This is a genomic window from Pseudomonas sp. GW101-3H06 (assembly GCF_059424605.1).
The window spans coordinates 1,157,965-1,182,789 of sequence record NZ_JBWKZO010000001.1; the positions used below are offsets into that span (position 1 = coordinate 1,157,965).

The 24,825-nt window shown below is 59.4% G+C and carries 25 protein-coding genes; 18 read left to right on the top strand and 7 right to left on the bottom strand.

Annotated elements, in window-relative coordinates:
* Positions 1-62 precede the first annotated feature (62 nt).
* A complete protein-coding gene (locus AC07ZE_RS05250) occupies positions 63-1,037 on the bottom strand; it encodes a 2-hydroxyacid dehydrogenase (protein ID WP_095193839.1) in 975 nt (324 codons plus the stop codon).
* A 165-nt stretch (positions 1,038-1,202) separates the two neighbouring features.
* On the opposite strand from AC07ZE_RS05250, the gene AC07ZE_RS05255 reads away from it, so the two are divergent.
* Positions 1,203-1,460, top strand: a complete 258-nt coding sequence (locus AC07ZE_RS05255; protein WP_207261981.1) for a hypothetical protein — start codon at positions 1,203-1,205, stop codon at positions 1,458-1,460.
* A gap of 156 nt (positions 1,461-1,616) precedes the next feature.
* Here AC07ZE_RS05255 and AC07ZE_RS05260 read toward each other — a convergent pair whose 3' ends face one another.
* The 5 genes from AC07ZE_RS05260 to norR all read right to left on the bottom strand — a co-directional run bounded on the left by AC07ZE_RS05260 (position 1,617) and on the right by norR (position 5,998).
* Positions 1,617-2,366 (bottom strand): YkgJ family cysteine cluster protein, encoded by a 750-nt coding sequence (locus AC07ZE_RS05260; RefSeq protein ID WP_207262004.1) that lies wholly within the window; start codon positions 2,364-2,366, stop codon positions 1,617-1,619.
* Between the two features lie 83 nt (positions 2,367-2,449).
* Positions 2,450-2,776 (bottom strand): hypothetical protein, encoded by a 327-nt coding sequence (locus tag AC07ZE_RS05265; RefSeq protein WP_207262006.1) that lies wholly within the window; start codon positions 2,774-2,776, stop codon positions 2,450-2,452.
* Positions 2,777-2,913: 137 nt separating this feature from the next.
* Positions 2,914-3,372, bottom strand: a complete 459-nt coding sequence (locus AC07ZE_RS05270; RefSeq protein ID WP_207262014.1) for a GNAT family N-acetyltransferase — start codon at positions 3,370-3,372, stop codon at positions 2,914-2,916.
* Positions 3,373-3,411: 39 nt separating this feature from the next.
* Positions 3,412-4,314, bottom strand: a complete 903-nt coding sequence (locus AC07ZE_RS05275; RefSeq protein ID WP_207262016.1) for a chemotaxis protein CheV — start codon at positions 4,312-4,314, stop codon at positions 3,412-3,414.
* 133 nt (positions 4,315-4,447) lie between these two features.
* Positions 4,448-5,998, bottom strand: coding sequence for a nitric oxide reductase transcriptional regulator NorR (gene norR, locus AC07ZE_RS05280; RefSeq protein ID WP_207262018.1), 1,551 nt, complete (start codon positions 5,996-5,998; stop codon positions 4,448-4,450).
* A gap of 156 nt (positions 5,999-6,154) precedes the next feature.
* Here norR and hmpA point away from each other — a divergent pair, with 156 nt between their 5' ends.
* The 7 genes from hmpA (at position 6,155) to cyoE (ending at position 13,793) form a co-directional block, all read left to right on the top strand.
* Positions 6,155-7,336 carry an NO-inducible flavohemoprotein gene (hmpA, locus tag AC07ZE_RS05285; protein WP_207262020.1) on the top strand — a complete coding sequence of 394 codons (1,182 nt, stop codon included), beginning with the start codon at positions 6,155-6,157 and terminating at the stop codon, positions 7,334-7,336.
* Positions 7,337-7,623: 287 nt separating this feature from the next.
* The gene (locus tag AC07ZE_RS05290) at positions 7,624-8,133 is read left to right on the top strand and encodes a disulfide bond formation protein B (protein WP_095193831.1); all 510 of its coding nucleotides are present in this window, start codon (positions 7,624-7,626) and stop codon (positions 8,131-8,133) included.
* Between the two features lie 826 nt (positions 8,134-8,959).
* Entirely contained in the window at positions 8,960-9,895 is a 936-nt protein-coding gene (cyoA, locus tag AC07ZE_RS05295; protein ID WP_095193830.1) for a ubiquinol oxidase subunit II, read from the top strand.
* 3 nt (positions 9,896-9,898) lie between these two features.
* Positions 9,899-11,929, top strand: a complete 2,031-nt coding sequence (gene cyoB, locus AC07ZE_RS05300) for a cytochrome o ubiquinol oxidase subunit I (protein ID WP_207262022.1) — start codon at positions 9,899-9,901, stop codon at positions 11,927-11,929.
* 3 nt (positions 11,930-11,932) lie between these two features.
* Positions 11,933-12,559 (top strand): cytochrome o ubiquinol oxidase subunit III, encoded by a 627-nt coding sequence (locus AC07ZE_RS05305; RefSeq protein WP_207262030.1) that lies wholly within the window; start codon positions 11,933-11,935, stop codon positions 12,557-12,559.
* Positions 12,559-12,894, top strand: coding sequence for a cytochrome o ubiquinol oxidase subunit IV (cyoD, locus tag AC07ZE_RS05310; RefSeq protein ID WP_207262031.1), 336 nt, complete (start codon positions 12,559-12,561; stop codon positions 12,892-12,894). The genes AC07ZE_RS05305 and cyoD overlap by 1 nt, the downstream gene beginning before the upstream one ends.
* A gap of 11 nt (positions 12,895-12,905) precedes the next feature.
* On the top strand, positions 12,906-13,793 hold the full coding sequence (gene cyoE / locus AC07ZE_RS05315; RefSeq protein ID WP_207262041.1) for a heme o synthase: 888 nt from the start codon (positions 12,906-12,908) through the stop codon (positions 13,791-13,793).
* Positions 13,794-13,928: 135 nt separating this feature from the next.
* Here the strand turns inward: cyoE and AC07ZE_RS05320 are convergent, their stop codons facing one another.
* Entirely contained in the window at positions 13,929-15,341 is a 1,413-nt protein-coding gene (locus AC07ZE_RS05320; RefSeq protein WP_207262043.1) for an aminotransferase-like domain-containing protein, read from the bottom strand.
* A gap of 148 nt (positions 15,342-15,489) precedes the next feature.
* On the opposite strand from AC07ZE_RS05320, the gene AC07ZE_RS05325 reads away from it, so the two are divergent.
* The 10 genes from AC07ZE_RS05325 (at position 15,490) to AC07ZE_RS05370 (ending at position 24,753) form a co-directional block, all read left to right on the top strand.
* Positions 15,490-16,590 carry an MFS transporter gene (locus tag AC07ZE_RS05325; protein WP_207262045.1) on the top strand — a complete coding sequence of 367 codons (1,101 nt, stop codon included), beginning with the start codon at positions 15,490-15,492 and terminating at the stop codon, positions 16,588-16,590.
* Between the two features lie 40 nt (positions 16,591-16,630).
* Positions 16,631-17,911, top strand: coding sequence for an ATP-grasp domain-containing protein (locus AC07ZE_RS05330; protein ID WP_207262054.1), 1,281 nt, complete (start codon positions 16,631-16,633; stop codon positions 17,909-17,911).
* A 46-nt stretch (positions 17,912-17,957) separates the two neighbouring features.
* On the top strand, positions 17,958-18,452 hold the full coding sequence (locus tag AC07ZE_RS05335; protein ID WP_137804856.1) for a RidA family protein: 495 nt from the start codon (positions 17,958-17,960) through the stop codon (positions 18,450-18,452).
* 82 nt (positions 18,453-18,534) lie between these two features.
* On the top strand, positions 18,535-18,999 hold the full coding sequence (locus AC07ZE_RS05340) for a cupin domain-containing protein (RefSeq protein WP_207262056.1): 465 nt from the start codon (positions 18,535-18,537) through the stop codon (positions 18,997-18,999).
* Positions 19,000-19,205: 206 nt separating this feature from the next.
* Entirely contained in the window at positions 19,206-19,850 is a 645-nt protein-coding gene (yfcF, locus tag AC07ZE_RS05345) for a glutathione transferase (protein WP_207262058.1), read from the top strand.
* 30 nt (positions 19,851-19,880) lie between these two features.
* Positions 19,881-21,233, top strand: a complete 1,353-nt coding sequence (locus tag AC07ZE_RS05350; protein ID WP_207262060.1) for a KamA family radical SAM protein — start codon at positions 19,881-19,883, stop codon at positions 21,231-21,233.
* A gap of 30 nt (positions 21,234-21,263) precedes the next feature.
* Positions 21,264-22,136, top strand: coding sequence for a branched-chain amino acid aminotransferase (locus AC07ZE_RS05355; RefSeq protein ID WP_207262062.1), 873 nt, complete (start codon positions 21,264-21,266; stop codon positions 22,134-22,136).
* 21 nt (positions 22,137-22,157) lie between these two features.
* A complete protein-coding gene (locus tag AC07ZE_RS05360; protein ID WP_207262071.1) occupies positions 22,158-22,916 on the top strand; it encodes a TauD/TfdA family dioxygenase in 759 nt (252 codons plus the stop codon).
* Positions 22,917-22,979: 63 nt separating this feature from the next.
* Positions 22,980-23,939 (top strand): diiron oxygenase, encoded by a 960-nt coding sequence (locus tag AC07ZE_RS05365; protein WP_207262073.1) that lies wholly within the window; start codon positions 22,980-22,982, stop codon positions 23,937-23,939.
* Positions 23,940-23,952: 13 nt separating this feature from the next.
* The gene (locus AC07ZE_RS05370; RefSeq protein ID WP_207262075.1) at positions 23,953-24,753 is read left to right on the top strand and encodes an N-acyl homoserine lactonase family protein; all 801 of its coding nucleotides are present in this window, start codon (positions 23,953-23,955) and stop codon (positions 24,751-24,753) included.
* Positions 24,754-24,825: the final 72 nt, after the last annotated feature.

Genomic DNA, 24,825 nt, shown 5'->3' on the forward strand with positions numbered 1-24,825 from the left:
GGCTGGTGGATATTGCCAAGGGCGATGCAGCGGCACGTCGAACAAGACGTGCCGCGCTTTAATCAACCCTTCCAGACCTGCGGATTGACCAGGTCCTGCGGGCGCTCGCCCAGCAAGGCGCTGCGCAAGTTGCTCAGGGCACGGTTGGCCATCGCTTCGCGGGTTTCATGGGTGGCCGAGCCGATGTGCGGCAAGGTCACGGCGTTTTTCAGCTGGAACAGTGGCGACTCGGCCAGTGGTTCTTTTTCGTAAACATCCAGCCCGGCCCCACGAATCCGGTTGTTTTGCAGCGCTTCGATCAGTGCCGGCTCATCCACCACGGGGCCACGCGAGATGTTTACCAGGATGGCGTTCGGCTTCATCAACGCCAGTTCGCGATGGCTGATCAGGTGTCTGGTTTTCTCGCTGAGCGGTACTACCAGGCACACGAAGTCGGCTTCGGCCAGCAGTTGGTCCAGGCTACGCAACTGTGCACCAAGTTCCTGTTCCAGCTCGGTCTTGCGGCTGTTGCCGCTGTAGATGATCGGCATGTTGAACCCCAGGCGACCCCGACGGGCGATGGCCGCACCGATGTTGCCCATGCCGACGATGCCCAGGGTCTTGCCGTGCACATCACAACCGAACAGCGGCGCACCGACGGTGGCTTGCCATTGCCCGGCCTTGGTCCAGGCATCGAGTTCGGCCACGCGCCGGGCACTGCTCATCAACAGGGCGAAGGCCAGGTCGGCGGTGCTTTCGGTGAGTACGTCGGGCGTGTTGGTCAGCATGATCCCGCGTTCGTTGAAGTACGCGAGGTCATAGTTGTCGTAGCCCACCGAGACGCTCGACACCACTTCCAGTTTGGCAGCGTTCTCAAGCTGCGCACGACCGAGTTTGCGGCCGACGCCGATCAAGCCGTGGGCATGGGGCAGGGCTTCGTTGAACTGGGCGTTGATGTCGCCGTTTTTCGGATTCGGCACGATGACGTCGAAGTCTTGTTGCAGGCGTTCGACCATTTCAGGCGTGACACGACTGAAGGCGAGGACGGTTTTTTTCATGGATGCAGGCTCGTCGGGCGGAGGAGATTGCTGAGCACGCTAACATTCTTCCCGGGATTTATGCGAGTCGCTTAACAGCAGCTTGCGGCGCTTCATCCAGTTATACTGCCGCCTTTCGCGGCTCGCTGACCGGGCCCGACACTTTACGCATCACCCGGAGCTTTCATGACTTCCCCGAAACAACCGCCGGTCGCCGAGGCCCTGAGCGACGAGCAGGCAGAGCTGCCAGACAGCGTCGAGTCCAGCACCGATGGCGAAACCAAAGCCGCGATCCCGGCGTTCAAGTTCCCGTTCAAACCGGGTGAACTGGCAGGCGCCAAAGGCTCCAGCCAGCCCTGGTACAAAAACGGCGCCAAGAACGGCCACACCAAGACACCGGGCATGGCCCCGCCGGGGACTCGGCGGTCGATGGGCAAGCGCTGAGTTTTAGATTTTGCGGTGCCTGATTTGCCCTCTTCGCGAGCAGGCTCGCTCCCACAGTGGATCTGAGTTGCGCACAAAATCTGTGTTCACTGAAGAACCGTTGTGGGAGCGAGCCTGCTCGCGAAGGGGCCGGCACAAACAGCAACGATCCAGGGATCAAGCCGCCCGCAACGAAATAAACGCGTAATTCCCCGGCTCATCCGTCACCATCTGCGCACCCGCCGCCATTACCTGCCCGGCAATATCCTCACTCGATACATGGAGTTGCCACTCGCTGTCCCACTGCGGCAATGTCTGCCCGTCCAGCTCATCGATGATCGTGGCGAACTCGTTCATATCCGGCAGGTAGGCGGTAAAACCATCACCTTTCAACGCCGTGGTCCGAATCCCCAGCAACGCGCAAATCGCGTCCTTCATCAGAATGTCATCGCGATCGGCCTGACGTGAACGCTGGATCAAATCCGACAGCTCCCGGTCGACCAGTTCACCGCCAACAATCAGGTCCGGTCCTTTTTCCCACGACTCAGTCGGACATTCCTTCAAGGCGATGTTCAGTGGAATGTGCGGATTGATCTCCATCGGATAGATACGGCACACCAGCGGTCGGCGTTCGTAGATCCTGCAGAGATTGTCTTCGTCAAGATTCCGACAGGGACCCACGTTGTACGCAGCAAACGTGATGGCGACGAAGGCCTCCGCGTCGGCGCTGCGTATGAGCGCAGAACGGCGTTCGGCGTGTTCACGCTGCTGTGGTGGCAGTCCCAGGCCGTTGCTCAGGAATCCTTCTACAAGCACGATCACTTGCCCACCGTCTGCTGCCCACATCCGGGCTTCTGGCAGGGTCAGGGAGACATGATGGTCATTGCAGCATTTACCACAGCCTACGCAGGAAAACGTCGTATTCATTGAGCGGTCAGTCGCATCCGAGGGCATGAAACGGCGACAGAATGCCGCCGTGAAGGCCGCTGTCGAAGCAAGTTATGCGCCACTCACTGCGCCTTGGCGGCAGGGCGGATAGAGTCCCACTCGGTGACGTACGCGGTTTTGCCTTTTTTGTTGTAGAGGCACAACTCGGTGCCTTGCGCGCCTTTCATATGTTTTTGCGGGTACTGACCTTGCAGCAGAAGGGCGGTGTAACCGACACGGTCATCGAACTGCGCGGCATTGCCGACGGGTTGGGCGTTCTTCAGGCCACTGGCCTTGGTGCAACTGGCGAGTACGGTTTTGTCGTAGGCGGCCCAGGCATCGGGGCTGGAGGCGTGGGCCTGGGTGGTCAGGGCGGTGAGGCAGAGAAGGGGCAGGGTGGCGGCTTTCATAGATCAGGAATCCTTGGATGTGCATTGGCCAAGGTTGGAGTATGCCTGATGGTTTGATGGCGATTGTACGGGGCTCTTCGCGAGCAGGCTCGGTCCCACATCCCTTTTGGGGCAAGCCTGCTCGCGAAAGCGGTGGGTCAGGCTGGCACAGGTTCCCGGCGGACCGCATACATCCCGGCACCTTCATACAGCCGCCGAGCCCGCCAGTTGTCCTCCAACACCTTCAAATCCACAAACCCTTCCCGCCGCTGCTGAAATACTTTGAATGCATGCAGCAACAACGCGCGCCCCAGGCCTTGCCGTCGAGCCCGCGGATGTACCACCAGATTTTTGATATAGGCACTGGTCCAGCACTGGCACACCGCGACTATGCCGTTGACATCAAGCGCAATGAAACACAGGGAAGGATCGTACTCAGGATCAGTCTCAAACTGCCGTCGCCACGCCGTTAACGCGGGCACACGACCACCGCCTTCGCGATACCCAAGCGCCATCAAGTGGTGCACCGCTGTAGCGAGTTCGGCGTGGTAGTGGGTCAATTGAATGCCGGTTGGCCAGGCCATGTCCGGCACAGCGTCGGCGAGGTCGCGCCGCATCAGCCAGCACCACGTTTCGTCCGGGGGGCCGGCCAAGACTCAATGACCTTGTTCGGCCACAGCCTTGGCCGCGTCGATCAGGCATTTGGTCAGTTCCGGTGAAGAGAACTTGGTCAGCACCGCATTCGCGCCGGCCAGACGTGCCTTTTCGCTGTTCATCGCGCTGTCCAGCGAGGTGTGCAGTAGCACATAGAGATGCGCGAAGTCCGGGGTTTCGCGCAGGGTACGGGTGAAGGCGTAGCCATCCATCTCGGACATTTCGATGTCGGAGACAATCAGGTTGATCTGCTGGGCGGTACCTTGCAGGTCCAGCAAGCAATCGATGGCTTCCTTGGCACTGCGCGCCGTGTGGCATTGCAGGCCGAGATTGCGCAGGGTATGCACCGATTGTTGCAAGGCCACCTGGCTGTCGTCGACCACCAGGATCCGTGCGTTGCCCAGCACTTCAGCGTCTTCCATGCTGAGTTCGGTGGGTGCCATTTCGATCTGTACCGGGGCAATACCGTGGATGACTTTTTCGATGTCCAGCACCTGCACCAGCGTGCCATCCACCGAGGTCACCCCGGTAATGTATGAGCGCACGCCACCCGAACCAAAGGGCGGTGGACGGATGTCGGTGGTCAGGCAATGGACGATTTTGCTGACGGCTTGAACGTGCAAGCCCTGCTTGGAGCGGCTGACGTCGGTGACGATCAGGCAGCCACCGTTCGGATCTTCCAGCGGGCGTTCGCCGATGGCGCGGCTGAGGTCGATCACCGATAGCGAGGCGCCGCGCAAGGTGGCGATGCCTTTTACGTGGGGGTGCGACTCCGGCAGCTTGGTCAGCGGCGGGCAGGGGATGATTTCACTGACTTTGAGCAGGTTGATCGCCATCAACTTGCCACTGCGCAAGGTGAACAGCAGAAGCGAAAGTGAATCCGCACGGCCTTTGGTGGAGGACATAAGTACCTTCTGAGGAAAAAGGTGACGGGCGACCGCGACGATCGCCAACAGCTATCAATGCCGGGTTATCGACTTGTTGGGGGCAGGCTTTAGAAAATCAGGTGAAGGGTAGACCGCCTTCGCGAGCAGGCCCTCACTTCATGCCTAACCTTTTGGCCATCCGCCCAAGATTCGCCCGGTCCAGCCCCAACTCCCGCGCCGCACTGGCCCAATTGTTGTTGTGCCGTTCCAGGCACGCGCCGATCAACTGGCGCTGATAATTTTCGGTGGCTTCGCGTAAATCTCCGGTCACCAACGCCACGGCGGCCGCGGCCGGTTGCTCGGCGGTGATTTCAACACTGCCGCTGGGCAGGTCCAGATCGGCAGCACTCAAACTGAGAATTTTCGGTCGTTCCTTGCAGTTGCCCAAGGCTTTCAAGGCGCTACGACCGATCAAGTGTTCCAGCTCACGCACGTTGCCCGGCCAGTCGTAGGCGAGCAGCGCCACTTGGGCGTCGCTGTTCAGGCGCAGGCTGTTGAGGCCCATGCGCGAGCGGTTTTGCTCCAGGAAGTAACCGCTGAGCAGCAGCACATCGCGGCCACGATCACGCAGGGCCGGTACGAGCAATGGGTAAACGCTGAGGCGATGGTAGAAGTCGGCACGATAGCGACCGCTGCGCACTTCTTCGGCCAAGTCGCGGTTGGTCGCCGCGATCAGCCGCACATCGACCTGATGTTCCTTGTCCGAACCCAGGCGCTGCAGCTGACCGCTTTGCAGTACGCGCAGCAATTTGGCCTGAACTGTCAGCGACAGCTCGCCGACTTCATCAAGAAACAGCGTGCCGCCATTGGCCAGTTCGAACTTGCCGCGCCGATCATTCATCGCCCCGGTGAAGGCGCCGCGAACGTGGCCGAACAACTCGCTTTCCACCAGCGTATCGGGCAACGCGGCGCAGTTGAGGCTGATGATCGGCTTGTCAGCCCGGGGCGAGGCGGCGTGGATGGCCTGGGCCACAAGCTCCTTGCCGACCCCGGTTTCTCCGGTGATCAGCACGGTCAGGTCGCTGCCGCCCACCAGATTGATTTCTTCCACCAGGCGTTTATGCGCCTTGCTCTGGCCGATCATTTCACGGTTCTGCTGACCGCTGGCCTGGCGGTACACCTCGGCGCGCTGGTGTTCATCTTCGACGCGATTGTTCAGGCGTTCGATGCGCTCGGCGGCATTGACCGTGGCGGCGGCGAGGCTCGCGAAAGCTTCCAGGGCATCCAGTTCGATCGGTTCAAACTGCTCCGGATTGAGGGCGTCGAGGGTCAACAGGCCCCATGGCCGCTCGTCGATAAATAGCGGACAGCCCATGCAGTCATGGACTTCCAGATGGTCATCGAGCCCATCGACCAGGCCGTCATATGGGTCGGGCATGTCACTGTCGGCGGCGAAGCGGGTCGGGCCGTGGCTGCTGAGCAATGCTTCGAAGCGCGGGTGTTCGCTGACCTTGAAGCGTCGGCCAAGGGTGTCGGTGCTCAATCCGTCAACGGCCAGCGGCACCAGCCATTCGCCATCGAGGCGCAGCAGGGCGGCGGCATCGCAGGGCAGCAGGGCGCGCATGGCTTCCAGCAGGCGCCTGTAGCGCTCGCCTTCGGGGAGTTCGCGGGACAGGTCCGAAACCAGTGGCAGCAGGGCGGTAAGCAGAGATTTTGCAGTCATAGTGACTCCATGTAGTCGGTGTGACTATAAGTCAAAATGTGTCGATATGACTATCATGCTGTTAAGCTATTGATTTATATAAGAATTAATGTTGGCACGGAACCTGATAAGCATAGGGCAACAGTTAAGAAACCCTCGTTGCTCAGGAGTCACTTTATGCTTAGCGTCCAAGACCGTGCCATCGTCAAATCCACTGTGCCTCTGCTGGAAAGCGGTGGTGAAGCCCTGATCACGCATTTCTACCGGATGATGTTGTCCGAGTACCCGGAAGTCCGCCCACTGTTCAACCAGGCCCACCAGGCCACCGGTGACCAACCGCGCGCCTTGGCCAACGGCGTACTGATGTATGCACGCCACATCGACCAGCTCGACCAGTTGGGCGACCTGGTGGCCAAGATCATCAACAAACACGTGGCCCTGCAGATTCTGCCGGAGCATTACCCGATTGTCGGCACCTGCCTGCTGCGCGCGATCGCTGAAGTCTTGGGTGAAGAAATCGCCACACCGGAAGTGATCGCGGCGTGGGGTGCAGCTTACGGTCAACTGGCGGACATCCTGATCGGTGCCGAAACCAGCATCTACGACCAGAAGGAACAGGCACCGGGCGGCTGGCGCGGGGCGCGGGAATTCATCGTGGCGGCCAAGGTCGAGGAAAGCGCGGAAATCACTTCGTTCTACTTCGAACCGGTGGACAAAGGCTTGATTCTGGCGGCAGAGCCAGGTCAGTACATCGGCATGAAACTGATCCTTGATGGCGAGGAGATTCGTCGTAACTACTCCCTGTCGGCCCTGGCGAACAAAGGCCAGTACCGCATCAGCGTCAAGCGTGAAGCCGGCGGTCGCGCCTCCAACCACCTGCACGATCACTTGCACGTGGGCTCGAGCATTGAGCTGTTCCCGCCATCGGGCGAGTTCACCCTGACCGCCAGCGAAAAGCCACTGGTACTGATCAGCGGCGGCGTCGGCATCACCCCGACCCTGGCGATGCTTGAAGCGGCGCTGGAAACCGAGCGCCCGGTGCACTTCATCCACTGCGCCCGCAACGGCAGCGTTCACGCTTTCCGCGACTGGATCGACGGCCTGGCCGAGCGTCATCCGCAACTCAAGCGCTTCTACTGCTACGCCGAAGACGATGGTGTCAGCCCGGCGGCCGACAAGGTCGGGTTGTTGAACCAGGAGCAATTGGGTGAGTGGTTGCCCGAAGAGCGCGATGTGGACGCTTACTTCCTGGGGCCGAAGGGCTTCATGGCAGCGATCAAGCGTCACCTCAAGGCGCTGGGTGTGCCTGAAAAGCAGAGCCGTTACGAGTTCTTCGGCCCGGCTTCGGCGTTGGAGTAAACACGGGTGGCGACTCGGGAGACCGAGTCGCCTGCTTCGCGAGCAGGCTCGCTCCCACAAGGAATCTTCGGCGAACACAGTCTTTGTGCCAGGCGTAGATCCACTGTGGGAGCCTGCTCGCGAATGCCGCACCACGGTTTCATATGGTGAAAACCGCTCGAAAGTTAATCCCTTCTTAACCCGCCTATCGTCTATTCCCCCCCGACATCCTCCATTACGCGCCAGGCTCTCCAAGAGCAAACTCAGCGTGTAGACTGGCGGCAATCGATATTTTTAAGGGAAACGCGATGAGCGAGGAAACAATGCGGTTGGGGCGTGAACGGCGCTATCTGGTATTGCTGGGCATCATCTGCCTGGCGCTGATCGGCGGTGCGCTGTACATGCAAATCGTGCTGGGCGAGGCGCCTTGCCCGCTGTGTATCCTGCAACGTTATGCCTTGCTGTTGATCGCGATCTTCGCCTTTGTCGGTGCGGCCATGCACAGTCGTCGCAGCATCACGGTGTTTGAAACCCTGGTGGTGATCTGCGCGCTGGCTGGTGTCGGTGTGGCAGGGCATCACGTCTACACGCAGTTCTATCCGGCGGTGAGTTGCGGTGTCGATGTGCTGCAGCCGATTGTCGATGGCTTGCCGCTGGCGAAGATCTTCCCGCTGGGCTTCCAGGTTGACGGCTTCTGCTCTACGCCATACCCGCCGATCCTCGGTTTGTCGCTGGCGCAGTGGGCGTTGGTCGCCTTCGTACTGGTGGTGGTGCTGGTACCGCTGCTCACCGTGCGTAACCGCAAAGCGCTGCGCTGAGGTCATCGGCGACAACGCCGGCGTGAATGAAAAACGCCCCGGTCCTTGAACAAAGGAACGGGGCGTTTTTGCATTTGCAGAGGGAAAGTAAAAAGACCGTGATGTGCGGCAACGAAGGGTGCGACAAGTGTGCGACATGTTGTCACATCTTGAGTGTCGCACCGGCTTTCAAGGCGCTGGATTGGTGCTAGACCACGCAACGAAATTGGCCTGTTTTTCAAACAGTTTGTTTTACCCTCATCAGGCTGCAGCAGGCAGTTTTAACAGGAGCTGGCGATTTGCCAGAGCCCCCGCGATATGGGGGCTTGGGCAGGATCCTGACAGGCTGTCGCACCCACGATACTGTCTGAATTGCCGGTGGAAGGCCTACTATTTTTGGTGTTTTTGTTGAGAATCAATTTCGATAACATGCGCGACTTTTACGAGTTCCGCGAAGGATTGTTGCGGCTCGGGATATAAATTATTTCGGGATGAGACATGGTTTAAAAAACGCTACATAACTACAATCGCCCGCACTGAATTCCCGGCGCTGCTCACACCCACAGGTGCTTGAGCAGGAACAGGGCGTCGAGAGGCCGGGCGGCTTCATGCGACTCCCAGGTGTCGGTGCCTCCAACTTTCCGCACCAAATGGAATTGGTCTGTAACAAGGCCTTTGACCACGAATTCGAATAAGAACTCAACGCTGGCCCAGGATTTGTCGAACCGCGTCTGACGCTCGACGGGCAGCCCTTATTCAATCCAAGAAAAATGCCAACCCTTGGCAGGGTGAAGTGTTGGCGATCAAAACCCAACTGCATTGCGCAAGCTGCTTTAGAGGTCGTGAGATGAGTAAAAACAGGTACCCCAGACTACTAGGCTTATTGCCGCTGATCGGCACGTTGTTGCTGTCAGGCTGCAACATGACCTTGCTCAATCCCAAGGGCCAGGTTGGCCTGGATGAGCGAAACCTGATCATCACCGCAACGCTGCTGATGCTGTTGGTCGTGATTCCGGTCATCATCATGACCTTCCTGTTCGCCTGGAAGTACCGCGCCTCCAACACCAGCGCGACCTACACGCCGAAATGGAACCACTCCACCAAGATCGAGATCGCGGTGTGGACTGTTCCGGTGCTGATCATCATTGCCCTGGGTTACATCACCTACAAGTCGACCCACGCCCTGGACCCATACAAGCCGCTGGAATCCGACGTCAAGCCTGTGACCATCGAAGTGGTCGCGCTGGACTGGAAGTGGCTGTTCATCTACCCGGAACAAGGCATTGCCACGGTCAACAAGATCGTGTTCCCGGCGCACACGCCAATCAATTTCCGGATCACTTCGGACGCGGTGATGAACTCGTTCTTCATCCCGGCCCTGGGCGGCCAGATCTACGCGATGGCGGGCATGCAGACCAAGCTGCACCTGATTGCCAACGAGAACGCTGAAATGGACGGTATCTCCGCCAACTACAGCGGCGCCGGTTTCACCGGTATGAAATTCAAAGCGACCGCAACGACCCAGGAAGAATTCGACGCCTGGGTCAGTGAAGTCAAAAAGGCACCTAAAAAGCTTGAACAGGCTGAATACGCAGCTCTTGCCAAGCAGAGCCAGAACAACCCAGTCGAGCTCTACTCCTCGGTTACGCCGAACCTGTTCCAGACCATCGTCGACAAGTACGAGGGCATGAAACCGGGTCCTAAGGTCAAGCACGAGAAGAAAGAGAAAGAAGTGGCCGCTACGGACATGAACTCGCATTCAGCTGCCGGGGCAGAGGAGTAAACGATGTTTGGTAAATTAAGTTGGGAAGCGGTCCCGTTCCACGAGCCGATCGTAATGGTGACCATCGCCATGATCGCGCTCGGCGGTGTGGCACTGTTCGCTGCAATCACCTACTTCAAGAAGTGGACCTACCTGTGGACCGAGTGGCTGACGTCGGTCGACCACAAGAAAATCGGCGTGATGTACATCATCGTCGCCATGGTCATGCTGCTGCGCGGCTTCGCCGACGCCATCATGATGCGTACCCAGTTGGCCATGGCCACCGAAGGTTCGCCTGGCTACCTGCCACCTGAACACTATGACCAGATCTTCACCGCTCACGGTGTGATCATGATCATCTTCATGGCGATGCCATTCTTCACCGGCCTGATGAACCTTGCAGTGCCGCTGCAGATTGGCGCGCGTGACGTTGCCTACCCGTTCCTGAACTCCCTGAGCTTCTGGCTGCTGGTTTCCGGCGTGGTGCTGATCAACTTGTCCCTGGGCGTCGGCGAATTCGCCAAGACCGGTTGGGTTGCCTATCCGCCGCTGTCGGGCCTGCAATACAGTCCTGGCGTGGGGATGGACTACTACATCTGGGCGCTGCAGCTATCGGGTCTGGGGACAACGCTGACGGGGGTCAACTTCCTGGCCACCGTGCTGAAAATGCGTACCCCTGGCATGAAACTGATGGACATGCCGATCTTCACCTGGACCTGCACCTGGGCCAACGTCCTGATCGTGGCTTCGTTCCCGATCCTGACCGCTACCCTGGCATTGCTGACGCTTGACCGTTACATGGATTTCCACATTTTCACCAATGAACTTGGTGGCAATCCGATGATGTACGTCAACCTGTTCTGGGCTTGGGGTCACCCCGAGGTTTACATCCTGATCCTGCCGGCGTTCGGTATCTTCTCCGAAGTCATCTCGACTTTCTCGGGCAAGAAACTGTTCGGCCACCACTCGATGATCTACGCATCGGGCGCGATCTCGGTCCTGGGCTTCATGGTGTGGCTGCACCACTTCTTCACCATGGGTTCGGGTGCCAGTGTCAACGCCTTCTTCGGTCTGGCGACGATGCTGATTTCCATCCCGACGGGTGTGAAACTGTTCAACTGGCTGTTCACCATCTACCAGGGCCGTCTGCGCTTCACCAGCCAGGTTCTCTGGACCCTGGGCTTCATGGTGACCTTCGCCATCGGCGGCATGACCGGCGTACTGCTGGCCATTCCGGGTGCGGACTTCGTTTTGCACAACAGCCTGTTCGTGATCGCGCACTTCCACAACGTGATCATCGGCGGCGCGGTATTCGGTTACATCGCAGGCTTCGGCTTCTACTTCCCGAAAGCGTTCGGCTTCAAGCTGCACGAAGGCTGGGGTAAAGCAGCGTTCTGGTTCTGGATCTCGGGCTTCTTCGTCGCCTTCATGCCGCTCTATGCACTGGGCTTCATGGGCATGACCCGTCGTCTGAACGCCACCACCAACCCTGAGTGGGTACCGTACCTGTACGTTGCCATGTTCGGTGCGGTGATGATCGCCGTGGGTATCGCTTGCCAGCTGATCCAGCTCTACGTGAGTGTGCGTGACCGCAAGAAGCCAGAAAACATGTGCGAACACGGCGACCCGTGGAATGCCCATACCCTGGAATGGTCGACCTCGTCGCCACCTCCGTTCTACAACTTCGCCGTGCTGCCCAAAGCCGACGTGATCGACCCGTTCACCGAAGCCAAGGAAAACGGTACCGCGTACAAGGCTCCGGCCAAGTACCAACCGATCCACATGCCGAACAACACCGCGACCGGCCTGGTCATGGGTGCTCTGTTGACCGTGTTCGGTTTCGCGATGATCTGGCACATCTGGTGGCTGGCAATCGCTAGCCTGGCCGGCACCGTGATCTATTTCGTGATCCACGCGGCCCGTGATGATCAAGGCTATATGGTGCCGGTCGACGTGATCGAGCGCATCGAAGCCGAGCAGCACAAGCGTCTGGTAGCGGCCGGGAAAGTCCCAGCCACCGCCACCCGTGTTGAAACCTCGTTGGAACAGGCTTAAACCATGTCGAACTTAGTGACCAATGCTGGACACGCCCATGGTCATGACCACGGGCACGATGACCACCACCACGACTCGGGCGAGATGACCGTATACGGTTTCTGGCTCTACCTGATGACCGACTGCATTCTGTTTGCGTCGATCTTCGCGGTGTACGCGGTACTGGTTAACAACGTAGCGGGTGGCCCGTCGGGCCACGACATCTTCGAACTGCCATACGTGCTGGGCGAAACCGCTCTGCTGCTGTTCAGTTCGATCACCTACGGCTTCGCCATGCTGGCGTTGTACAAAGGCAAGAAGCAGCAGGTTCTGGCTTGGCTGTTCATGACCTTCCTGCTCGGCGCCGGCTTCATCGCCATGGAGATCAACGAGTTCCACTTGCTGATCTCCGAGGGCTTCGGTCCTAGCCGTTCCGGCTTCCTGTCGGCGTTCTTCACCCTGGTCGGTACCCACGGTCTGCACGTATCCGCAGGTCTGATCTGGATGGGCATCATGATGTACCAGGTCAACAAACATGGCCTGACGTCGACCAACAAGACCCGCCTGAGCTGCCTGAGCCTGTTCTGGCACTTCCTGGACGTGGTCTGGATCTGCGTCTTCACCGTCGTCTACCTGATGGGGACTCTGTAATGGCTAATGCACACTCCCATGACAGCCATGATGCTGGCCACGGCAGCGTAAAGTCGTACGCCATCGGCTTCATCCTGTCGGTGATCCTGACCATCATCCCGTTCGGCCTGGTGATGTACCCGAGCCTGCCGAAGGCCACGACACTGGCAATTGTCCTGCTGTTCGCAGTGATCCAGGTGATTGTTCACCTGTATTACTTCCTGCACCTGGATCGCTCCGTGGCTCAGCGTAACAACGTGATTGCGTTTGTCTTTACGGCCATCGTGATCCTGCTGCTGGTTGGCCTGTCGATCTGGATCATGTTCAGCATCCACACGTTCATGATGGCGAAGTGAGGTAAGTCCGGATGTCCTTTAAGCACTTTATCCAAATCACCAAACCGGGGATCATTTTCGGTAACGTGCTTTCTGTGGCAGGCGGATTCTTCCTGGCCTCCAAAGGGCATGTCGATCTGGCCATCTTCCTGGCCGCCATGATCGGCACGTCCCTGGTGGTCGCCTCCGGTTGCGTGTTCAACAACTGCATCGACCGCGACATCGACCTGAAGATGGAACGCACCAAGAACCGGGTGCTGGTCCAGGGCCTTATCTCCCTGAAACTGGCCCTGGCCTATGCGACCGTCCTGGGTGTCGCCGGCGTGGCGTTGCTGTACACGGTGGCCAACCCGTTGGCCGCGCTGTTCGCGGTGATCGGTTTTGTCATCTACGTCGGCTTCTACAGCCTGTACCTCAAGCGCAAGTCGGTTCACGGCACGCTCGTGGGCAGCCTGTCGGGCGCCATGCCGCCGGTGATCGGCTACGTCGCGGTCAGCAACAGCTTCGACATGGCCGCGCTGACCCTGCTGGTGATGTTCAGCCTGTGGCAGATGCCGCATTCCTACGCCATCGCGATCTTCCGCTTCAACGATTACCTGGCCGCATCGATTCCGGTGCTGCCTGTGAAGCGCGGGATTCAAGTGGCCAAGAAGCACATCCTGATCTACATCCTGGCCTTCCTCGTGGCGACCTTGATGCTGACCTTCAGCGGCTACGCCGGCATGAGCTACCTCGCCGTCGCCGCGGCCATGGGCATGTACTGGCTGTACATGGCCTGGACCGGCTACAAGGCTGTGGATGACACGGTCTGGGCACGCAAGCTGTTCGTGTTCTCGATCTTCACCATTACCGCGTTGAGCGTGGCGATGTCCCTGGACTTCAAAGTGCCGACCGAGTTGCTGGTGACGTACGCGCCTTAAACGTCGGATGCCGAAAAGAAAAACCCCGCCCTTTGAGAGAAGGAGCGGGGTTTTTTGTTGGGGGATTTCTGGTGAATCGAGTTGCCGTCTTCGCGAGCAGGCTCGCTCCCCCAGGGTTATGGGGTGGTCAGTTACTTACTTGGATTCAAGCAGTCGCAAGAACCGGTCGCGCACCTGGGTGTTGTCGCTGTGGGCGACGTTGAAACGCAGGAATCGGCTGGCGTCCGACGCTTTGCTGAGCAGGGTGCCGGGGGCCAGTACCAGGTCGATGTCCAGGCCTTTCCTGGCCAGTGTTTCGGCATGAAAGCCTTCGGGCAATTGCGCCCAGATAAACAGCCCTTCGTGGGGCAGCGATGACACCGAGCAACCGGCTTCCATCAACCAACGGCTCACCCGGCTGCTCGACTCATAGAGCCTGTCCACCGTGCGCCGTGTGTGTTTGGCGTAGCTGCCGTCGCTGAGCATCGCGCAGATGATCTGTTCCGCCAGCTCCGACGTCATGCCGCCGCAGGCCATTTTCAGGGTGATCATCCGTGCCGCCAGTGGTGGCGAAAGCACTGCAAAGCTGACGCGACTGTTAGCTGTCAGGGTCTTGGAGAAACCTGAAATGTAGCTGACATTGTCCAGCCCGCCCGCTGCCAGACGCGGCGTCTGCCGTTGCTGCAAGTCGCCATACAAATCGTCTTCGACGATGTGGAAACCATAGCGGTGGCTCATTTCCAGCAAACGATAAACCTGTGCCTGCGAGAAGGAATGGCCGGTCGGGTTGTGCAGGGTGTTGTTGGTCATGTAGAGCACGGGACGACGGGCACTCACCAATTGCTCGAAAGCCTCCATGTCCATGCCGTCGGCACCCCGGGCAATGGTAATGACCTTGGCACCGTGCAGCGCCAGATTGGTGTGCATGGTGAAGTAGCATGGATCGTCGAGCAGCACCGTGTCGCCGGGTTTGACCAGCAGGCGCATCAACAGGTCGATGGCCTGTACGGTGTTGGCGGTGGTGACAATCTGCTCCACGGGCACTTCGATGCCCAGGGCCGACAGCTTGACCTGCAAGGCCTCGCGTAACGGCAGGTAACCGGCGGCGACGCCGTATTCGCCCATTTGCAAGGAGGTGGCGCGCAGAGTGCCACGCACGGCTTTGAGCAGTTCTTCGGCCGGCAGCCACGAGGAGGGCAGGAAACCGGCGCCAGGGCGCAGTGCGCCAGTGTCCTGCAGCACCGCACGGCGGACCACGCTGAGGGTGTCTTGCGGTTGCAGGTCCGGACCGGCATCGGTCTTGAGCGTGGTGCTGGAACGGTGCACGTAGTGCCCCGAACCCTGGCGTGAAACCACCAGACCCTTGGCCCGCAAGCGGTCCAGTGCATCCACCACCGTGGACTTGCCCACGTTCATCAACTCGGAGAGTTCGCGAATCGGAGGCAACCGCGAACCGTGCGGGAGGCCGCCCTGGCTGATCGCCACCGACAACTGATCGACAATCTGCTGAACCAGCGGCACTCCCGGCTGGAACTCGATGGCGGCGATCACTGCGCGCTGAACCTGCATTTTACTGGTCTCTCCGGCAGTAAAGTTCGTTTGATTCTATACGAACTTGCTCTGATGAAAACAAGCGTCCCTCTCTACCATCACCTTACAGACTTTCCTGATTGTTCGCGCCGGGCGCCTGAACAATCGCTGGTTCCAGAGGTGTTGCATGAGTGTTCAAACATCGGCCGCCGTGGCCAAACCGGTGATCAACATTCGCCTGTTCATGATCCGGATCATCACCGCGGTGTCGCTGTTCGCGGTACTGGGCAAGGCCAACGTCTGGCTCGACACCGCGACCAACAGCATCCTGGCCCTCGGTTATCGAGCCTTGCTGTTGTTGCTGCCGCTGACGTTGTTGGTACTGGGTCGTCGGTCCTTGAGCGTCACCTTGACGTGCGCGGCCGCCGGCCTGGTGCTGCTGGCGGTCACCAGCAACCAGGGCGTGGTGATGTTCGCCGCGGCGTTGTTTGCCTATGGCATTGCGATTGCCGGTTACCTGATCAAGAGCGAAGCGGCGCAGACCAAGGAAGGTGCGGCGTATAACCGTGTCGCCATGAACATGGGTAGCCTGTTGGCCGGCCTGATTCTGCTCTCGCCACTGCTGACCCCGACGATGTTTTTCCTCGGTGCGGCGGCATTCGTCTTGCTGTGCCTGCCGATCGCCGCAGGCGCGACCTTCACCACCCAGCCGGTGGTGGCGAGCCCGGTCACCCACGACGGCAGCGGCTGGCGTAACAAACTGCCGTGGGTGATCGCCGGGATCATCATGGGCATCAAGTTGTTCGGGGTGTTCTCGATCCTGCCGCAAGCGATCCTGCTCAAGACCGGCGAACTGCCGGCGTGGTACGGCCTGATGCTGATCCTCAACAGCGCCGTGGTGGTGTTTGCCCAGGTGCCGGTGATGAAGCTGATCGAGCGCACCGGGCGCTTCAAGGTGGTCGCGGTGATCGGGATTATCGTCGGCGGCTTCGCGGTGTTGTCGTCACCGGCGGCGTTCCGTGTCGACACCCTGGTCGGTGCGTTGATCTGGGTGGCGTTGCTGTCCATCGCCGAATGCGCGTTCAGCTACCTCGATTACTTCTCGGTCAAGCAGAACAACATGTTCGTCAAGGAAGTGGCCCTGGGCGTCGGTGCCGGCCTGACGGTCCTGATCATGCGGGTCGTGCCGGCGCCGTACAACGCCCTGGTGCTGGCCGCCATCGGTGCCGGCGGGATCCTGGCCTGGTACTGGCTCAACCGTAAATCCAATGCGTCGTTGCAGGACTGAGTCAGCGCAGCGTCGGTTTTCTTTGCAGGTCGGGGTTTTTATGAATACGACATCATGCGTAGTAGTGGTCGGATACAACGGCAATCGGGTGCACGACATCCAGAAATTGCGCGACCTGTGCAAGTCGCTCTACAACGCCCGACTGATTCTGCTGGTCGAGCAGATTCAGCCCCAGGACGAACAAGTGGCCGATCACGTCTGCAGCACATCGCTGGCCGAGAAGGACGTGGCAGCCTCACTTGAGCTGGTGGTCGGTTGCCTGAACGCCGACAGCTGGAAACTGATCGGCGTGCTGCCGTTTTCTGATCGCGGCGTATTGCTCGGTGCGGCCCTGGCCAGTCATTTCGGCTTGCCTGGCATCACCCGGGCCGAGGCGCGGGCAGGGCTGGACAAACAGATTTTCCGCCACCTCGAAGCAACGGCTACAACGTCGCCAGAAGACTATCGCCCGGTGTTTTCCGAGCGGATCGATAGCCTGCCACAACTGCGCCAGCGTGTGGTGGAACTGGGCGGCAAGGCTTTCATCAAGCCAGCCTGCGAAGGCGCGAGCCGCGGCTGTCGCGTGATCCAGCACCCGTCGGAATGCGATGAAGCCTGGCAGGCGCTCAAACCTTATCGCGAGGGCGGCATCGTCCTCGAAGAACTGATTCAGGAAGCCCGGGAGTACAGCTGGGACTGCGTGGCCGGGAGTACCTGGGTCACCGAAAAGACCACCACCGAAGGCGCCTATCGCGCCGAGATCCAGCAAGTGGTGCCTGCACCGCTACCGGCAGACGTGCATACCCGCCTGATGGCTGCCGGCCGGCACATGGCCGGTCTGGTGTCCGAGAACAATGGCGCGTGGCACAACGAAGTGTTCCACAGGGCCGACCAACTGACGTCGGCCGTGGAAACCAATATGCGTCCCGGCGGCATGCACATCTGGGACCTGGCCAAACGTGCCTTTGTCGATTTCAACCCGTGGGAGCGCTGGGTGCGCTGGGCCGTGGAAGGCCAGATCGAGCACCACGAACCGGTGCCGCGTGGCTATTGCGGCATTCGCCTGCTCAGGGCGCCGGCAGGCGGAATATTGCGCTCGACGCCTGACATCGAAGCCGTGGCCAGTGCACTGCACATCGACCTGGTGGAAGCCACTTTCGCCAAGCGTGTCGGTGATTCGGTCAGTGCACTGGTGAAAGACAACTTCTCGTTCATCGGCCACATCGTGTTGTTCAACGAGCACTACGGCCAGCTCAGCAACGACCTGTTGCGCCTTGCCGAAGCCATTGAATCAAGGGTCGGGATCACGAGCCTGGCACCGCCCGCCAGGGCCGTGGGTTAAGTAGCGGTCGATGTTTTTTGCAGTATTGATCTAGAGGATTCGGACAATGATTGAACACATGACCTGTGATGAACGCTTCATCGCCCTGGCCAAGGAATTCGGTTATGACATCTACGGCGAGAATACCGCCGGCGGCCATTACGCGCCGCTGATTCGCCATCACGATGAACTGTATGTCAGCGGTCTGGTGCCGCGCATGAACGGCAAAATCCACTATCCCGGCCGGGTCGGGCTGGACCTCAACATGGCGGATGCGCAAGCGGCGGCCAGCATCAGTGCGATGCGCGGTCTGGCGCTGATGGTCGATGCCATCGGTTCGCTGGATAAGATCAAATCGTTGATTCGGGTCACGGTGTATGTGAAATCCACGGCGGACTTTGTTGACCTCAGTGAAGTGGCCAACGGTGCCTCGGATGTCTTCAGTCATGTGTTGGGCGACGCCGGGAAACATACACGAACCACCATTGGTGTTTATCAGTTACCGAAAAATGCCGCTGTTGAAGTTGATATGATCGCGGCGTTGCGGCCTTCGACTATATAAGTATGAGTGGCCTGGCTTTACAGTAGTCAATTGTTCGCCTAGTGTCTGGTGACTTAATTGGCCAGCCATTTGGAATTCACGAATGAATAATGTTCGGGGTGGTTTTTTTTCCTATAAAGATTTTCGCCAGAGTTTAAAGCGCTCGCCTGGCAGTGCGCGGGTGTGGAAGCAAGACGAACTTGTGGACATGCGCCAGAGTCTTGCAGCCAGCGAGGTCGATATTGTTGCGCTGGCCCACGACAACAGCCTCGAAGGTTGCAGGTTGATGCCAGGCATGGCGGTGTCCATGCAATGGTTGATACCCGGCTCGACGCTCACGGGCCATGCCCATTGCTGGTGGCACCTGTTCATCATTCAGTCTGGCAGTGGCACGTTGACCCTGGGCGATGCCGACGCAGTGAGCGTCGGCCCCGGTGACGTGCTGCTGGTGCCAGCCTGGACCGAGCACGGCTTCGTCAACACCAGCGCCACTGAACCACTGGCCATGCTTAACCTGAGCAACATGCCGCAAATGGCGCAGCTCAGTGCTGCGGACGCCATCGCCTGATCGCCCCGCGAGGCAAAACTTTTCCCGTCACCCCGTTCCAGGGAGCCCGCGTTCGCAGGCTCCCTTTTTTCTTTTCCAGTCGCTGGCGTTTAGATCCTCTGTATCCGTAGAAACAGATAATTTCTGTATCTGTTCAGCGTTTAAACACCTAACTACGATCGCTTCCAATGCAACGGATTAATGTGATTAGTGCAAGGGAGCGTTCTATGGAAAGTACGAAACTGCAATTGTATGTGGGTGTGGATTTTGTCAGTGCGTTTGCAATGTCTGCGTTTGTGGCGTTGAAAGAAAAACAACTTTCATTCAGTGTGCATGCGGTGGATTTGAAGGAAAAGGAAAACTATCAAGCCCCTTATCGAGATCTTTCTCTGACCAACAAAGTTCCAACATTAGTTCATGAGGGTTTTGCGCTGTCGGAATCTTCCGCTATCGCCGAATACCTGGATGAACTCTCGCCAGGGCATAAAAAGCTGTTCCCTCAAGATATCAGGCAACGCGCCCGTGCCCGTCAACTTCAAGCCTGGTTGCGCAGCGACCTGCTGGTGGTGCGCAAAGAGCGCCCGTTTGACCTGGTGTACTTCGGCAAGAAACACAACCCGCTATCCGACGAAGCCCGTGCTGCGGTCGACCGCTTGTTCTTTGTGGCCGATCGCTTGCTGCAAGAGGGCGCCGAGCACCTGTTCGGTGACTGGAGCATTGCCGACACCGACCTGGCAATCATGCTCAACCGATTGGTCGCCAATGGTGATCCGGTGCCTGCGCGGCTCGCGACTTATGTGCGCCGTCAATGGGACCGCGACAGTGTTCGGGCCTGGATGGACATAGAGCGCGTAGCGCCAGCCGTTCAGTAACCGTCGCCAGCCAACACCAGGAGCGCTGCCATGCAGGGAATGTCGGAACAGGAAAGATACAAACCCTATAACTCACGCACCATCCGCGACACGCCATACTGGCAAAAGCTGACGCCGGCCTTGCAGGAAGCCATGACGGTTGTCGCTCGGGTCATGCCGTTTCGCACCAACGAATACGTACTCGGTACGTTGATCGACTGGAACAACACTCCGGACGATCCGGTTTTCCGCATGACCTTTCCCCACAAGGACATGTTGCTGCCGGACGAGTACGCTTCGCTCAAGCAACTGATCGAACAGGACGATGCGGCGGCCATCAAGCGCCGGATCGAAGCGATCTGGCTGCGCATGAACCCTCACCCGGCCGGGCAGTTGACCCATAACAACGCCATTCTCGACGGAAAAATCCTGCCGGGCATTCAGCACAAATACCGCGAGACCGTGCTGTTTTTCCCCGGTGCCGGTCAGACCTGTCATGCGTATTGCACCTTCTGTTTCCGCTGGGCGCAGTTCATCGGTGAGGAAGAACTCAAGTTCAACGCACGGGAATCCCAGGCGTTGGTGAGTTACCTGCGGGTGCACACGGAAGTCACCGATGTGCTGATCACCGGGGGCGATCCGCTGATCATGAACAGCCGTTCGCTGGCCGGATACATCGAGCCGCTGCTGGAACTGGCGCACCTGAAAAATATCCGCATCGGCACCAAGTCCGTGGCGTATTGGCCACAGCGATTTGTCAGTGACAAGGACGCGCCCGAGCTGCTCGAACTGTTTCGGCGGATCGTCGCGGCGGGGAAAAACCTGTCGATCATGGGGCACTACAACCACCCGGTGGAGATCCGCCAGGCCATCGCCCGGCAAGCCGTCGAACGCATTCGCTCCACCGGTGCCACCCTGCGCATGCAGGCACCGGTGATCCGCTACATCAACGAAAACCCCGCCGATTGGGCCGAGCTGTGGACCGAAGGTGTGCGGCTGGGGGCGGTGCCGTACTACATGTTCGTCGAGCGGGACACCGGCCCGAGTCATTACTTCGCGATGCCGCTGGCGCGGGCGTTCGAGATTTTCCAGGCGGCGTACCGCACGGTGTCCGGGCTGGCGCGCACGGTGCGGGGGCCATCCATGAGCACCTTCTACGGCAAGGTGTTGATCAATGGCATCGAGACCGTCGCCGGGGAAAAAGTCTTCGTGTTGCAGTTCCTCCAGGCCCGGGACCCGCAGTGGGTATTGCGCACCTTTTATGCGCGCTTCGACCCACAGGCAACCTGGTTCGACCAGTTGCGCCCGGCCTTTGGCGAGCGAGGGTTTTTCTTTCAGACCGAGCCTGAGCTGTTGCTGGCACCGGCGCCGGAATTGATACCGGTGTTGCTGCAAACGGCGTAGGACGATTCTTGGAATTGGGGAGACAAGGACATGAGCGGTATCCCGTTTGATCAACGCGAAGGATGGATCTGGCTCGACGGCGAGTTTGTCGAGTGGTCCCAGGCGCGCCTGCATGTGCTGACCCATGGCTTGCATTACGCGAGCACGGTGTATGAAGGGGAGCGCGTGTACAACGGCAAGGTCTTCAAGCTGCGCGAGCACACCGAGCGGTTGTATCGCTCGGCGCAGCTGATGGATTTTGCCATCCCGTTCGAACCCCTCGAACTGGAAGCAGCGAGCCATGAAGTGTTGCAGCGCAACCAGGTGGTCGAGGGCTATCTGCGGCCGGTGGCGTGGCGCGGCAGCGAGATGATTTCCACCTCGGCGCGTTTCAACCGCGTGCATGTGGCAATCGCCTGCTGGCAATGGCCGAGCTATTTCGACCCGGCGGCGCGCATGGCTGGCATTCGCTTGAAAACCGCTACGTGGCGGCGCCCGCCACCGAGTAGCAGCCCCTTCGAAGCCAAGGCGTCGGGGCATTATCAGATCGCCACACTGAGCAAGCACGATGCGGAAAACACCGGCTACCACGATGCCTTGATGCTCGACTGGCGCGGTCACGTCGCCGAGGCCACCAGCGCCAACGTGTTCTTCGTTAAAGGTCGGACTTTGTACACGCCGACGCCGGATTGTTTCCTCAACGGGATTACCCGGCAGACCGTCATCGAGCTGGCCAGGGCCCTGGATTACCAGGTGATCGAAACCACGATTTTGCCTACGCAGCTGGGCGAGTTCGACGAGTGTTTTCTGACGGGTACCGCCGCCGAAATCACCCCTGTGCAAAGCATCGATGAACAGCCGTACCGACCGGGCACCGCGTGCCGCGAATTGATCGCCGCCTACACCTCAACCGTCAACGCCTGATAAACCGCCAGGAACCTCACCATGTCAGATCAAGGGATTGTTGCGTCCAAACCTTATGTTTCCCTGGGCCATCGCCATGAGGAATTGTCGAGCCGTGGCTGGACGGTGCTGACGCCGGGGGAGTTTTCCCACGACGTTCTAGGCACCCTGCACGAGTTCGGTCAGGTCATTCCGCAATTCAACGGGCAGACCGCCTTCGCCATCACCCGCAAGCCGGGCTACGAAGACCTGCCGTACTCCCAGAGCATGAACGGCATCGGCCCGCACACCGAAGCGCCGGTGTATGGCCCGCCGCCGCGTTACCTGGCGCTGCATTGCCATCATCAGGCGACGTGCGGTGGCGGCCACACGGGGCTGGTGGACGGTTACGCGTTTTTGCAGTCACTGGAACGCAGCGACCCGCAACTGCGCGAATGGCTGGATGACACCCCCGTGGAATTCGTCGCCACCGCCAAGCCTGGCGAGCCCGCGCAAACCCGGGTCAAGGAGTACATCCTGACGCCCACTGAGGAAGGTGACATTTTCCGCTTCAGCTACAACCAGTTTCACTACGGCGATGTGAACCCGTCGAAGCAAGCCTTGCAGCAATCCCAGGTCAACAACAACGACTCGCCGCTGGCCAGGTTTGCCGTGCTCGGCGAAGCGTACTTCGTCGAGCACAACACCCCGGTGCTGATTCCCGACGACTGCATGCTGATCTGGGACAACTGGCGGATGATCCACGCCCGGAGTCGATACACTGACCCGGCGCGCCACCTGACCCGCTACTGGCTGGCCTGATTCTTACGTTTCCATTCCTTCGGCGTACCCCTCAGCGGGTACGCGTCCTACAGGTATCGCGTCATGCAAACAGCAATCGAGATCGCCAAGGTCGATCATCAACTGGTCGTGCGGCTCAATCAGGCCTGGACCCGGCGTGCGACGGTCTGCTCGCCGGACAAGATGTCGGCCGACGAAGTGTTCGACCCGGCGCGTCCGGACTACCCGGAGCGCATGGTGCCGTTCTTTCACCACCCCAAATTCCAGGCCTTGAGCGATGAACTCAAGAGCAGCGTGGTGACCTGGGGCTGGATCGGCTATAACCTGCGCACCGTGACCGCCGAAGAGCACGTGGTCAATCCGGCGCTCAGCGTCATCGCCAATCAATACCTGGGCAAGGATGACTGGCATTTCCGCGAGGCCATGCAGCAAACCTTGATCGACGAGCATTACCATACGCTCATGCACCTGCGGGCCATCGAACGGACCAAACTGGAGCGTGCGCTCGATCAGGACCTGGATTTGCCGCCGTCAGTGACTTATCTGCGACTGCTGGCCTTGCGAGAAACGCTGGCCGAGCAATGGCAGAAAGACCTGGCGGCAATCACCTTCGCGGTGGTGGCCGAGATCAGCGTCAATGCTTATCTGGATCTGCTGGCGGACGACCAGAGTATCCAGCCGCAAAATCGTCGCGTCGCCGAGCTGCATAACCGTGACGAATATGCCCACAGCAAAGTGTTGGCTGAAGTGGCCAAGGTGATGTTCGCCAACATGCAGCCGGCGCAGCGGGAATTTTTCGCACGCACCTTGTCGGTGGCGCTGAGTGCCTTTGTTGCTCAGGACTACTCGATGTGGGAAGCCATCCTGACGCAGCTCGGGGTGGCGGACGCCGCACTGATCATTGCCGACACCCGCGAGAGCAACAAGAACGCGACGATCATGCGCGACTACAGCGGCTTGCACAAATTGGCGCAGGAGCTGGGTATCAGCGATCAGATCGACTTCGATTTTCGTCCGACCTTGAAAGCCACCGCGGCGGCCTGAACCAGGAGGTTCCATGTCCATGCCTGTGTATGAAGTATTCGCCATCCGTGTCGGCGCCAACGCCCAGCGCACTGCCCGGGAGAATTTTCTCTACGATGCCTGCTGCGGTGATCCGAACGCATCGATGCCGCTGGACTATTACTTCTGGGTGATCCGTCACGAGCAGCAGGTGATTGTGGTCGACACCTGTTTTCAGCCGGCCACGGCGGATCGTCGCAACCGTCAGATGCATCGCCTGCCGGAAGAATCCCTACGGCAACTGGACATCGATCCGGCGCAGGTCGAGCAACTGATCCTCACCCATTTGCATTGGGATCATGCCGGCAACCTGGGACTGTTTCCGAAAGCCACGGTGCACCTGCAAGAAGCGGAGCTGCGCTTTTGCACCGGGCCGAAAATGGCCCATCGCACGGTGAACAAAACCTACGAAGTCGAGGACGTCATGTCGGCGCTGCCACCGTTGTTCGAAGGGCGCATGCGTTTGCACAATGGCATGGCTGAAGTGCTGCCCGGCATCACTGTGCATGCGGTGGGCGGTCATACACCCGGAAGCCAGGTGGTGCGAGTCAATACCGCACGCGGCTGGATCGTGCTGGCGTCGGATGCCGCGCACCTGTGGGTCAACATCCGTGAGCGCAGTCCTTTTCCGATTCTTGATGACCTGGCGCAAACCCTGGAGGCCTTCAGCGAGATCGACCGCCTGGCCGACAGCGAAGACCACGTCATCCCCGGTCATGACCCCCTGATCGCCGAGCGCTTCCCGCACTGGAATGATGATCCGCATATCATCTGCCTTCACCAATCCCCAACCTGACCACTTCCCCCTGTGGGAGCGAGCCTGCTCGCGAAGACGACAGCACATTCAACTTTCATGTGTCTGATACAC

Bases quoted from the DNA above. Each gene is read 5' to 3' on its own strand.
- AC07ZE_RS05250 (WP_095193839.1), bottom strand. From the start codon at position 1,037: ATGAAAAAAACCGTCCTCGCCTTCAGTCGTGTCACGCCTGAAATGGTC.
- AC07ZE_RS05255 (WP_207261981.1), top strand. From the start codon at position 1,203: ATGACTTCCCCGAAACAACCGCCGGTCGCCGAGGCCCTGAGCGACGAG.
- AC07ZE_RS05260 (WP_207262004.1), bottom strand. From the start codon at position 2,366: ATGAATACGACGTTTTCCTGCGTAGGCTGTGGTAAATGCTGCAATGAC.
- AC07ZE_RS05265 (WP_207262006.1), bottom strand. From the start codon at position 2,776: ATGAAAGCCGCCACCCTGCCCCTTCTCTGCCTCACCGCCCTGACCACC.
- AC07ZE_RS05270 (WP_207262014.1), bottom strand. From the start codon at position 3,372: ATGCGGCGCGACCTCGCCGACGCTGTGCCGGACATGGCCTGGCCAACC.
- AC07ZE_RS05275 (WP_207262016.1), bottom strand. From the start codon at position 4,314: ATGTCCTCCACCAAAGGCCGTGCGGATTCACTTTCGCTTCTGCTGTTC.
- norR (WP_207262018.1), bottom strand. From the start codon at position 5,998: ATGACTGCAAAATCTCTGCTTACCGCCCTGCTGCCACTGGTTTCGGAC.
- hmpA (WP_207262020.1), top strand. From the start codon at position 6,155: ATGCTTAGCGTCCAAGACCGTGCCATCGTCAAATCCACTGTGCCTCTG.
- AC07ZE_RS05290 (WP_095193831.1), top strand. From the start codon at position 7,624: ATGAGCGAGGAAACAATGCGGTTGGGGCGTGAACGGCGCTATCTGGTA.
- cyoA (WP_095193830.1), top strand. From the start codon at position 8,960: ATGAGTAAAAACAGGTACCCCAGACTACTAGGCTTATTGCCGCTGATC.
- cyoB (WP_207262022.1), top strand. From the start codon at position 9,899: ATGTTTGGTAAATTAAGTTGGGAAGCGGTCCCGTTCCACGAGCCGATC.
- AC07ZE_RS05305 (WP_207262030.1), top strand. From the start codon at position 11,933: ATGTCGAACTTAGTGACCAATGCTGGACACGCCCATGGTCATGACCAC.
- cyoD (WP_207262031.1), top strand. From the start codon at position 12,559: ATGGCTAATGCACACTCCCATGACAGCCATGATGCTGGCCACGGCAGC.
- cyoE (WP_207262041.1), top strand. From the start codon at position 12,906: ATGTCCTTTAAGCACTTTATCCAAATCACCAAACCGGGGATCATTTTC.
- AC07ZE_RS05320 (WP_207262043.1), bottom strand. From the start codon at position 15,341: ATGCAGGTTCAGCGCGCAGTGATCGCCGCCATCGAGTTCCAGCCGGGA.
- AC07ZE_RS05325 (WP_207262045.1), top strand. From the start codon at position 15,490: ATGAGTGTTCAAACATCGGCCGCCGTGGCCAAACCGGTGATCAACATT.
- AC07ZE_RS05330 (WP_207262054.1), top strand. From the start codon at position 16,631: ATGAATACGACATCATGCGTAGTAGTGGTCGGATACAACGGCAATCGG.
- AC07ZE_RS05335 (WP_137804856.1), top strand. From the start codon at position 17,958: ATGATTGAACACATGACCTGTGATGAACGCTTCATCGCCCTGGCCAAG.
- AC07ZE_RS05340 (WP_207262056.1), top strand. From the start codon at position 18,535: ATGAATAATGTTCGGGGTGGTTTTTTTTCCTATAAAGATTTTCGCCAG.
- yfcF (WP_207262058.1), top strand. From the start codon at position 19,206: ATGGAAAGTACGAAACTGCAATTGTATGTGGGTGTGGATTTTGTCAGT.
- AC07ZE_RS05350 (WP_207262060.1), top strand. From the start codon at position 19,881: ATGCAGGGAATGTCGGAACAGGAAAGATACAAACCCTATAACTCACGC.
- AC07ZE_RS05355 (WP_207262062.1), top strand. From the start codon at position 21,264: ATGAGCGGTATCCCGTTTGATCAACGCGAAGGATGGATCTGGCTCGAC.
- AC07ZE_RS05360 (WP_207262071.1), top strand. From the start codon at position 22,158: ATGTCAGATCAAGGGATTGTTGCGTCCAAACCTTATGTTTCCCTGGGC.
- AC07ZE_RS05365 (WP_207262073.1), top strand. From the start codon at position 22,980: ATGCAAACAGCAATCGAGATCGCCAAGGTCGATCATCAACTGGTCGTG.
- AC07ZE_RS05370 (WP_207262075.1), top strand. From the start codon at position 23,953: ATGTCCATGCCTGTGTATGAAGTATTCGCCATCCGTGTCGGCGCCAAC.